This is a genomic window from Okeania sp. SIO3I5 (assembly GCF_010672085.1).
Classification (GTDB): domain Bacteria; phylum Cyanobacteriota; class Cyanobacteriia; order Cyanobacteriales; family Microcoleaceae; genus Trichodesmium.
The window spans coordinates 37,157-48,277 of the sequence record NZ_JAAHHT010000013.1 but is presented as its reverse complement, the minus strand read 5'-3'; the positions used below and the strand labels follow the sequence as shown (position 1 = coordinate 48,277).

The window sequence follows — 11,121 nt, the reverse complement described above, 5'->3', positions numbered from 1 at the left end:
TTTCAAGTCTAGAGCTTCAGCAATTGGTACTGATAACTAATAGACATCTCCAACAATCAAAAATCAAATCAATTATCCTAGATAAATAATCAATTATTTCCCCCTATTCCCTATTCCCTACTCCCTAACTTCTGCCAGAAATCTATGAATAATTATTATTAGGAGTTATTGAGTAGGAAAGGTTGAAAAAATTAGTTAAAAACGCCCTTTCAAGTCTAGAGCTTCAGCAATTGGTACTGATAACTAATAGACATCTCCAACAATCAAAAATCAAATCAATTATCGTAGATAAATAATTAATTATTTCCCCCTATTCTCTATTCCCTATTCCCTAACTTCTGCCAGAAATCTATTAATAATTATTATTAGGAGTTATTGAGTAGGAAAGGTTTAAAAAATTAGTTCAAAACGCCGTTTCAAGTCTAGAGCTTCAGCAATTGGTACTGATAACTAATAGACATCTCCAACAATCAAAAATCAAATCAATTATCGTAGATAAATAATTAATTATTTCCCCCTATTCTCTATTCCCTATTCCCTAACTTCTGCCAGAAATCTATTAATAATTATTATTAGGAGTTATTGAGTAGGAAAGATTTAAAAAATTAGTTAAAAACGCCCTTTCAAGTCTAGAGCTTCAGCAATTGGTACTGATAACTAATAGACATCTCCAACAATCAAAAATCAAATCAATTATCCTAGATAAATAATTAATTATTTCCCCCTATTCTCTATTCCCTATTCCCTATTTTCTGGAGAAGTCTAATAACTTATAACAAAAAAGACTTCTAATTTCTGCATCAAAACTGATTATGATTAATAGACATCTCCGAAAATAAAAAATAAAATCAATTCTTATCCATAAATTATCAATTATTTCTTCCTGTTCCCTGTTCCCTGTTCCCTGTTCCCTCTTTTCCGGAGAGGTATAATAATTGACTTACTAATTTTTTCACTAACAACTCGATTGCCTTCAGGACTTAGATGAATATGGTCTCTATACAAATTAGCAGGTTCTGAGACAGATTTAAAAATAGGTAATAAATCTAGATATGTAATATTTTCAGCTAAGGTGAAATTCTCCAAACGTTGACGAGTTTTAATTTCATAATCACGAGGTCCTGGTTCACCTACTTCCCGAAGTAAAGGAGTCATTGCTAAGATAAACTTAGCATTTTTTTGATTAGTAATTTCCTGGATTTTTTTGATTGCTGCTAAATTCAAACCAACCCTGTCTCCTTCTTCCTTAATTTCAGGAACTTTTGGTGCTGGTAATAAATAACGAGCGATCGCTTCAGCTATGGCAAAAGGAGGTTTTTTGTCTGGATAATTCCGATCTACTCCTACCACTAATGAACTAGGTGCTTTAGCAAATAAATCATCAGTATTAATCAGTAATACTATAGTTTGAGAATCAAATAAACCGAACTTTTCTAAATAAGCAAGTTCATTTCTAGGTCCCCAAGAATTAGCTGAAGCATTAAGAACTTCAACAGTTTTATCTTTACCATTATTTTCATTTAATTGCTTCTCTATAATTGCAGAAATTGTGTCATCTTGATCTGTCCACCAATTACCATTAGCCACAGAATCTCCTAATAAAAGTATTCTCAATATAGTATTTTCTCTTGACTCTTCTATCGGTTCAGAACGCATAGAATACTGATTAATTCTTATCCGGTTTCCAAAGCGACTCACCTTTTGATTTGGTGTCAAAAGATAACCAATTTTACTATCTGCATTATAAGTCAGAGGATTGCCAAAACCAACGACCAAGCGCAGTCCTATTTCTAGTATCCCCAATAAACAAATTATAATTGCTGAAAATATGAATAGAGCTTTCACTAATCTAAAATTCCTAATAAATTCTGCCAATTATTAATTTTACTTTCAATGATTTAGTTTTAAATTTTATAGTTATCAATCTTTTTTTCCCTATCCTCCTATTCTCACTTAAAATGTTTCCTAAAACCTCAAACTTTAGACCTCACAAATATCATAATTTCTATATAAAATACCAAATTGATAAATGTTTGCTACAAATAGCTAGTGCCGCTAGGCGGAATTCAAAATTCAAAATTCAAAATTCAAAATTCTTGCTTAGTGAGGCTTAAGGCAAGCATGTAACTGGTCAGTTATTTCTGCCATCCTGCACTAAGGAATTTTTTAGGAGTCGTAGGAGCGATTCGCGTTTGCGGAGCATTCCGTTTGCGTAGCATTCCGCAGGAAAGGAAACCGCCCTAAAGGAGTCGTATGGGAATATCTTCAATACCATTTCTTAGTTCATAACTTAGCTTTTTACTCAAAGGAACATATCCGATAAAGTCTTTATATTGCCCTTACTATTCGTAACATTCTTTTTTCACGCTTGGTATAATACCCAACCACAAATCAATTATAACTAAATTGCTTCTAAACCATAGCTGTTGAGTAAATAGCAATCCTAAATAGGTTGTAACAATTTAAAAACTCGAAATAAACTCTGAAACTCTTCCCTATTGCCCATTGCCTATTCCCTATTCCCGAAAAGCGGTAAGATGTTTCTACACAAATCAAATAGGATTACTATAGTATTTTGGCAATTTTTTGATAATTTTTAAGATAATTTTAAGTACAATTGGGTTTGACTTAAAATTGCAATACAGAAAGGCTTTGTTGTATGAAAACTTATGGATTCCGCACAAGATCCTTGTACTTCATACTTCTACAACTATTGTCCAATAAATAAATCTATTATCTTCGGTATTAAAAAAAAGGCTGAAACTTTTACCTGTAAAGGCTTTGAGCGCTTTAACTATTGGCCAATAAATGGTAGCGCATCAATCTATAGAAAGAGGGTGATATAGCTGCCACTAGGTTCACCTTTCATGTCGGGGACAACCGAAAAGCGGAACGGATGTTCTGTGGCTATTACAACAAAGCCATACAGAAATCAAATTTTGGTGGTGGTGCTGAGGAATGGTAGAGAGAGTGTGGGAAGTGTAGGAGGTGTGGGAGGTGTGGGAAGAAATTACAAAACTTATGTATTTACTCTTCGCCATTCCTCAGCAGGACTACCCAAATTTTTAGTATATTTTTAGCTGTAGAGTAAGTAAATTGGTTTAATTATTCAGTCTCGATCCAGCAAGGGTACTTCCTTTATAATCTTTGATTTGATAATCTTTCAATTAAAGGGAGAAGAATTGCCGTGCATGGCACTTCAAGATCCCGACAATATGTTAAAATAGGCCCTATCAGGAGTAGCGCTAAAAAGCACCTGTAATAGCACATAGACAACACGAGTATGGCATTCAATTGAGCAATTCAAGCGTCAACCCATGAAAAGGTAAAGCTCGTATTGAGCGTCTTTGTGAGTCGCCATAATTTCTGATGCTAAACAGCGGTGGTTCTCATCGTTTCTGTCTGTGGAGGCTTAAACCTTACTCAGCCCTTGAAACAGAGAGCTGCTAACTGCAAAGTTGAAAAACTCCTTTTATACCCCTTGCGGTTGATGGTGAGTGAACGTCACATAACCGTGGTTTCAGTTAAACCCGTGGACTTAAAGCAAATATTTCAAACCAGAAATCCAATCATTGGGGTAGTACATTTACAACCTCTGCCCACCTCACCCCTTTGGGGAGGTGACCTCCAAGCAATTATCAGTAGAGCAGAAAGAGAAGCCACAGCCCTTGTATCAGGAGGTGTAGATGGCATTATAGTAGAAAACTTTTTTGATGCTCCTTTCGTTAAAGACCAAGTAGATCCGGCTGTAGTTAGTGCAATGACACTATTAACACAAAAGATTATGAACTTGGTTTCTCTACCAATAGGAATTAACGTTTTGCGTAATGATGGCCAAAGTGCTATGGCGATCGCTTCTTGTGTGGAAGCCCAATTTATCCGTGTGAATGTCCTGACTGGAGTTATGGCCACAGACCAAGGATTAATTGAGGGCATAGCACATCAACTTTTACGCTATCGTCGAGAATTGGGTAGTGATGTCAAAATCTTTGCAGATGTTTTAGTCAAACACGCCCGGCCCCTGGGTTCGCCAAATCTCACTACAGCCGTCCAAGAAACTATTGAACGTGGTCTCGCTGATGGGGTGATTCTTTCTGGTTGGGCCACAGGAAGCCCTCCTACTTTGGAAGATTTAGAATTAGCTAGCGCAGCAGCAGTAGACACCCCAGTATTTATCGGTAGTGGTGCAAACTGGGAAAACATTTCTACCTTAATGCAAGCTGCAGATGGGGTCATTGTGTCTAGCTCCCTGAAGCGACATGGTAAAATCGACCAACCAATAGACCCCATTCGTGTGAGTCAGTTTGTAGAAGCAACTCGGAGGACTGTATCAAATAAGGGAAAAGATTATCAGAATCGGGAAGCAGAAATCATAAATTCACCTTCCCCTATTAAAAAAGTCTAAGTTTAACTTTCCTGGCGGGAAGTCCCGCGCTCTCCATCCCCCCTAACCCCCCTTGGAAAGGGGGGAGGGGGAGCGTCGGGATGAAAGCCTGGGCCCGGATTCGGATACCTTCATAAGCTAAACGTTTATATGCCCTCGACACTTTTAGGAGCATTTTGTTATTATCAATGTCAACACAGGGGGAGGACATCACCTCTGTTTAAACAGCGGTCAGGGTTTCCCAGACTGAAGAATCCCTATAAGTCCCGTAAGGGCAACGTCGGGAGTATGTCAATATAATCCACTCCTTGAAGTGAGTGGATTTTCCCTTTCTTTTTCTTTCTTTTTGTTGCCTTGCTCCACCATCATTCACCATACCAAATTTACAAAAAATAGGCTATATCACTTCAAATATAAAAAATTAAGCCAATGTGATTTGGTGAATTTTTCTGGCACAAAGCTATCTATGTGGTACTTATGCAATTTCTCAAAAACTTTTCTACACTTTCTTGAGCAGGGGAGTGGAGGAGTACGTAGGTCAGTTGAATGCTAATTTCCTAGAAAAAAGTAAACATAAGAATAATTAACACGTTCCTTGTTAATAATTATCAAAAAGGTTCCGTGCGTCTGTGTTAATTACTTGATAATTGAAGTACCACTTCAATAATGGATAATGGATAATGGATAATTACCTCTCCCTTTTAGGGAGAGGATTGACGCTTTAGGAAAAAATTGATTTCTCTTGGTCGATTGGATATGGCGTTTAGCTAGCGCAAAACTGCGTTAACGCTCCGCGACATATAACGCGTAGCGTCCCGGAGGGAAGGAGACCCGAAGAATGCAGAGCCGCTTCCTCTTACAGAGGAGCTGCGCTAACGCTAACGGCATCCCTCCCTACGGGAAGCTCCGCTTTTCATGTCGCGCAGCGTTAACGTAGTTATGCGTAGCAAAACGACCGCTTTTGCCCCTATCCAAGGGGAGGCTTTAAACCTGAATTATTTAATTATTTAATTATTTAATTGTTTCGGTAAGAATAGCATTAATGCCTCAGACTTCTTGCAGAAGTATGGAAATAGGGAATAGGGAATAGGGGGATAAAATTGTTTATTTCATGTCTTAAACTGATTTAATTAAAACTTTTGCAAGAGGTCTATATTCAATAATTAATAATTAATTATTACCTCTTCTGTAATAGAAGGATTGGTTAATTTAATACACAAATTTTGAATTTTAGGGAATCATAAAAAGAGAACACAGAAGCAGGAATAAAAAAATACTTTACCTCATTCATTAATGTTATAACCGATATATTTTATACTTTTTAGAGATTTAAAATATTAAAATATTAAAATATTAAAATATTTATTTATCTGTTCTAATTATCTGAAAGTTACAAATATAGCTACACAGAATATTTAAGGTAAATTGAAGTACCTTGAAGTACCTTGAATCTAGTACATCTACAAAATTCTTTTACTGGATTTATATTACTTGACTTGACAAGTTTACCATCTACTCACTCTATAGATTTTCTGGCAGCAATTAAGCAAAGAATGCTGTTTTCAATAATGGATAATTACCGAAAAATTTTGGTTTAAAGCCTCCCCTTGGATAGGGGATAATAAATAAAAATTTTCCTTTTAGTCAATCCTATCAGTTTCAAGGAGAGGTAATTATTAATTAGGGTTTGCTGAAAAAGTTTTTTTGGTAGGGGGAGGAGTCAGTCCTCAGTCCTCAGTCCTCAGAATTTACGGGAAGTTTAGAGGAGGGAGTCGGAAGAATGTCCGTTATTTTTTCTGTCAAGTGTGAGCCTTTAATACTAACTTTTTGAGCCTGAGTTACCTAAAAGCTGGCACTTTTTAAATACCATTACAGGCTAAAACCTTGATCTGTAAATACTTTCTGATTTAATCAGCAACCCCTAATTATTCATTATTCATTATTCATTATTCATTATTCGGTAAATATCTATAGGCTATAATAGCAAATAAAAATCACAATTTAATTAATAATAGGGTGCATATATAATCTCTAACTCTACTGATTCAAAGCTATAGTTATTTCAAATAAGAATGAAACACTTTTTTACCGAAAACCCTTTCACAGCAAGAAAACCTCGTATCAATCTAAACTGGAATGACTATAATTTTTCCCTAAAAAAAGCGATTTTTTTATATTATTTACAAATGTTAAAACTTTTCACTACAAATAAAAATCCCATTCTGAAAACTATTAAGCGCTGGTTATTAAAAAACGGCCGAGTATTAATAACAACATCAACCTCCGCTGGTATCGTCATACTTTTGCGCTCATTAGGTCTTTTGCAAACTTGGGAATGGGGACTTTATGATAATTTTTTTCGCTTACGGCCTATAGAACCATTAGACTCTCGTATTGTAATTGTAGAAATTACTGAAGCAGATCTACAAAAGTATGGCCACCCTATTAACGATCAATTACTAGCTGAATTACTGCAAAAGTTACATTCTCTTCAACCTCGCGTTATTGGTTTAGATATATATCGTGATTCACCTCAAGAACCAGGCCATGAAAAAATAGTAACAGCTCTAGAAAATATCCCTAATATAATTGGTATTGAAAAAATAGGAATGGAGAATAGTTTGGGAATCAAAGCTCCTACTATTTTAAATCAAAAACAACAAGTAGGATTCAACAATTTAATTATAGATGCTGATGGAATCATTCGTCGTGGCTTTCTCTATATCTTTCCAGAAAATGACAAATTTCGCGAAAGTTTTCCATTAAAACTTGCTTTAAGTTACCTTAAACGAGAAGAAATTGAACCAAAAGCAGCTAATAAATCTAATGATTTGCAGTTAGGTTTAGGAGTATTTAATCGTTTAAAAATAAATGATGGAGCTTATATTAGAGCTGATGCAGGTGGCTATCAATTTTTAGCAAATCCCAGAAAACAAGGTAGCTTTCATACAGTTACCATGAATGATTTACTCTCTGGGAATATCTCTCCAAAATTATTCAAAGATAAGATTATTCTTATTGGTTATACTGCTTTAAGTGTCAAAGATTTTCACCTCAATTCTTATAGCACTCGTTTATTTACCCCTCCACAAAAAATATCTGGTGTAGAACTACAAGCTAATTTTTTGAGTCAGATTTTGAGTTCAGCACTTGATGGTAGAGCCAATATTAAAGTTTTACCCGAACCTGTAGAATGGCTATTGATTATTGTTTTTTCTTGGATAGGTGCTAATTTAAGCTGGCAATTATTATTACAAAAAAAATCTATTTTAATAACACTATTTATCGGTATTGGTCTTACAGGAATTTCTTATGTTAGCTTTATTTATTATGGTTGGTGGTTGCCGGTAATTCCTTCTATATTTTCTCTTGGTAGTTCTGCTGCTATGATTATGTTTCATCTTGCTCATTTAAAAGAAGAATGGCAGAAATCTACAGAATTTTTACAGTCAATTATTAATGCAATTCCTGACCCGATTTTTGTTAAAGATAAATATCATCGTCGCATTGTTTTGAATGAAGCTTATGGTAAATTTATTGGCTACCCTGTAGAAAACTTACTAATTAAAACAGACTATGAATTATTTCCTCCCAATGAAGCTAATGTATTTTGGGAACAAGATGAATTAGTATTTAAAACTAATCAACAACAGGAAAATGAAGAATATTTTACAGATGCTCAGGGAATTACTCATATAATTGCTACTAAAAGAACTCTCCATCAAGATGCAGCAGGAAATTTATTTCTAGTAGGAGTAATTAGAGATATTACTGAACGAAAAAAAATGGAGGAAAACCTGAAAGAAGCAGCAATCAGATTAGAGTTAGATAATGCCAAACTAAAACTATTAGGAGATACTTTACATCATCAAGCTAATCACGATCCTCTCACAGGATTGCCCAACCGTCAGCAATTTTATGAGCGTTTGAGTCAAGCTATTGAGTGGGCAAATTTGAACGATCAAATGGTTGGTTTACTTTTTCTAGACCTTAATGGATTTAAAGCTGTTAATGATAACTTGGGTCATTTTATAGGAGACTTACTATTAAAAGAAGTAGCACAAAGACTTCAAGGGTGCTTAAGAGGAAGTGATACAGTATCTCGACTTGGAGGTGATGAGTTTACTATAATTTTACCAGGTATTCCTGGAAAACTTGGAGCCTCCAAAGTAGCTAACAAAATTCGCCATACAATTAATCAACCTTTTCAACTAGAAAACAATACTTTATCTGTGGGAACCAGTATTGGGATTAGTTTGTATCCTCTTGATGCTGAAGAGATCGATAAGCTAATCAACTGCGCTGATACTGCTATGTACGAAGACAAGAAACAGCATAAAAAATTACTTTAATTCAATAAAGGCTTGATTATATTTCAATGACCATTTAAAATAAAGCTTTAGCACAACATAATTCCTGCGCAATAATACTTAACATTAAAATTTAACTTCCCCGGTGGGAAGTCCCGCGCTCTCCCGTAGGGGAGCGTCGGGAGTATGTCAATATTTATACTATAGTCATTTCTGGAAGTTTCCTGTTTTTGAGCTTGATCAATGAATGTTTCTATAGCTCACTAAATAACTTCGTTCCTATTTAAACTTAACCTTGACTATATTTCTAGGTTGATTAGATGACTCTATGACTATTAATTACCGGATTTGAGTCGGTTAATATTTTGGACATCTCCAAAAAATCAGTACAAATGCGGATTGTATAGTTATATAACAGTGTATATACTGATATATTATAACTAATGAATATTATATTGTGGGCTTACCCTTTAAAGCTACTATTTGTAGCTAAATCTCTATAATCATAAGCCCATCAATGTTAATAAGTAAAAAAAATACTACTTGTCCAGCAAGTAACTTAATTTAGATACTCTTTCTATCTATAAGTTACTATCAGGGAATAACCTCTATGAACGCTCTACTACCTATACAAAAAACTATAACTTTCTTAATCCTCTCTTTCACCTTAAGTATAATACCTAAACAAGTGATGGCAGTACCAGGTATAAGTCATTACCCCACTCAAGTTAACACAGATGTTGATATATCTTGTTTAAATCTATTGTTATATAAATCAAATATTTCTATTGTTTCTAAAATAGCATATACACCAGAATCCGGTGAGAAGAAAGGACAAAAAGGAGAACCGAAAAATGCTGAAGAAGGTGGAGGAGCACGTTGAATTATACAGTGTCTTTATTTTAAGTATTATTATAACAATTATTAGAGTAGTTAAAATATAATCTCTACTTTTAATTAAGATTAGGAGTTTAGAGAGTATTGATTGATAGAACTGCTGGAAAATTTCATATCTAAACAGACTCTTGAAGATTAAATAGAACTTCCTAAGCTACTGAGATAGGTTTTTAAGTTACTTGTATTGGTTTAGTCTAAATCAACCTACCCAAGTATACTGATAGATTATATTTTAATAAAATTTATTTTATATAAATAAATACCATTAAATTTCTGAAACCAAAATAATACACATAATTTCATCCCATAGTTGATTGATTTTTACTAATTAAGTACACTGTTAATTTAAAGTTTGACTATAAGTTTAGGCTGACTATTAGATATCTGGTAAAAAATATATAGACTTTTTGCAAAAGTAGGGAACAGGGAAAAGGGAATAGATTTTGAGTAAAAATGTATAGGAAATGATTTTTTTGCGAGATTTTACAACTCTAGCTTATGGTAAATAAAGGGCAAGTTGACTTGCTAGAGATATCTATTTAGTATTTATGATTTATCAAGTAATTATAGGGGTGTAGGAACGAATTCCAAATCTAATAATTCAGGAATTTCATAGATTCTATTCCTACTTAACCCCCTATCCCAAATCAATTATTACACAACAAGATTGACATACTCCCGACGTTGCAATTACACTACAACGCGGGATTATTCAGTCTGGGAAAACCTGACCGCTGCGCATGACAGAGGTGATGTCCTCCCCCTGTGTTCGTTGAACTTACGCTCAATCACAAGTATTGTAAGAAAATACCTCCTCGAAAGTCAAGGGAAGCGGAACATTTTATTTGTGGAGACGTCTAAAGTATACCCCTGGCTTTCCCATACGACGCTTCCCTCCCCCCTTTCCAATGGGGGTTAGGGGGGATGGAGAGCTTTGACTTCCCCGAAGGGAAGTTAAAAACTGACTCATATTTTTAATCTTTAGTCTTTAGTCGTATGAACCAGTATTCAATCTATAGTCACCTTCAATATACACATCAGCAGGTGGAGTTACTGTAAAATTATCAATATTTGCTTCTAAAAGCTTTTTCTGAGGTTCAGTTAAATCAGGAATTTCTAGCACCTCTTCTACTGTCTCATAAGGAGCATTATCTACGATCATCGCAGCTATAGTAGGGAACATTCCCCGGTATTTCCGAAAGCTTCTTAAAGGACTATTGTTAAGATCGAGCTTCTCTCCACCAATCTCTGCTAATTTTTTGTCTGCCTTGTTAAGCTTTCGAGGTTCTACTGCTAAAATTGATGCTGAAGGCCATGCAGTTAAACTTAAATTACCTGCATAAGCTTGCTGGGATGGTTGCAATCCCAAACAACCTAAACATAAACCCAATATTGCCAATAATAGACCTATTTTTTTCATTATCGTGTTCTCCCAATCTTGATATCCATTAAGATAGTTTTGCCAGTACCCAACTTCATCATAGATTTGTGACTAAAGTGGAACTATTAAAAAAAATGTGCTTAAAACGA

Annotated in this window: 6 protein-coding genes; 4 read left to right on the top strand and 2 right to left on the bottom strand. The window is 34.8% G+C overall.

The window, feature by feature from the left end; all coding sequences use genetic code 11:
* Window positions 1-873: 873 nt before the first annotated feature.
* On the bottom strand, window positions 874-1,845 hold the full coding sequence (locus F6K40_RS04665) for an SGNH/GDSL hydrolase family protein (protein WP_293132048.1): 972 nt from the start codon (window positions 1,843-1,845) through the stop codon (window positions 874-876).
* Window positions 1,846-2,903: 1,058 nt separating this feature from the next.
* On the opposite strand from F6K40_RS04665, the gene F6K40_RS04660 reads away from it, so the two are divergent.
* The 4 genes from F6K40_RS04660 to F6K40_RS04645 all read left to right on the top strand — a co-directional run bounded on the left by F6K40_RS04660 (window position 2,904) and on the right by F6K40_RS04645 (window position 9,577).
* Window positions 2,904-3,080 (top strand): hypothetical protein, encoded by a 177-nt coding sequence (locus tag F6K40_RS04660; RefSeq protein WP_293132044.1) that lies wholly within the window; start codon window positions 2,904-2,906, stop codon window positions 3,078-3,080.
* Between the two features lie 452 nt (window positions 3,081-3,532).
* Entirely contained in the window at window positions 3,533-4,405 is an 873-nt protein-coding gene (gene btpA, locus F6K40_RS04655) for a photosystem I biogenesis protein BtpA (RefSeq protein ID WP_293132128.1), read from the top strand.
* Between the two features lie 2,165 nt (window positions 4,406-6,570).
* Window positions 6,571-8,736, top strand: coding sequence for a CHASE2 domain-containing protein (locus F6K40_RS04650; RefSeq protein ID WP_293132041.1), 2,166 nt, complete (start codon window positions 6,571-6,573; stop codon window positions 8,734-8,736).
* A 568-nt stretch (window positions 8,737-9,304) separates the two neighbouring features.
* Window positions 9,305-9,577: a hypothetical protein gene (locus F6K40_RS04645; protein WP_293132038.1), complete on the top strand. Its 273-nt coding sequence runs from the start codon at window positions 9,305-9,307 to the stop codon at window positions 9,575-9,577.
* 1,002 nt (window positions 9,578-10,579) lie between these two features.
* Here F6K40_RS04645 and psbU read toward each other — a convergent pair.
* Complete coding sequence (gene psbU, locus F6K40_RS04640; protein ID WP_293132035.1) at window positions 10,580-11,011, bottom strand: photosystem II complex extrinsic protein PsbU; 432 nt, start codon at window positions 11,009-11,011, stop codon at window positions 10,580-10,582.
* Between the last annotated feature and the right edge of the window lie 110 nt (window positions 11,012-11,121).

Coding starts and splice junctions, on each gene's coding strand:
- F6K40_RS04650 (WP_293132041.1), top strand. CDS start 6,571: ATGTTAAAACTTTTCACTACAAATAAAAATCCCATTCTGAAAACTATT.
- F6K40_RS04645 (WP_293132038.1), top strand. CDS start 9,305: ATGAACGCTCTACTACCTATACAAAAAACTATAACTTTCTTAATCCTC.
- psbU (WP_293132035.1), bottom strand. CDS start 11,011: ATGAAAAAAATAGGTCTATTATTGGCAATATTGGGTTTATGTTTAGGT.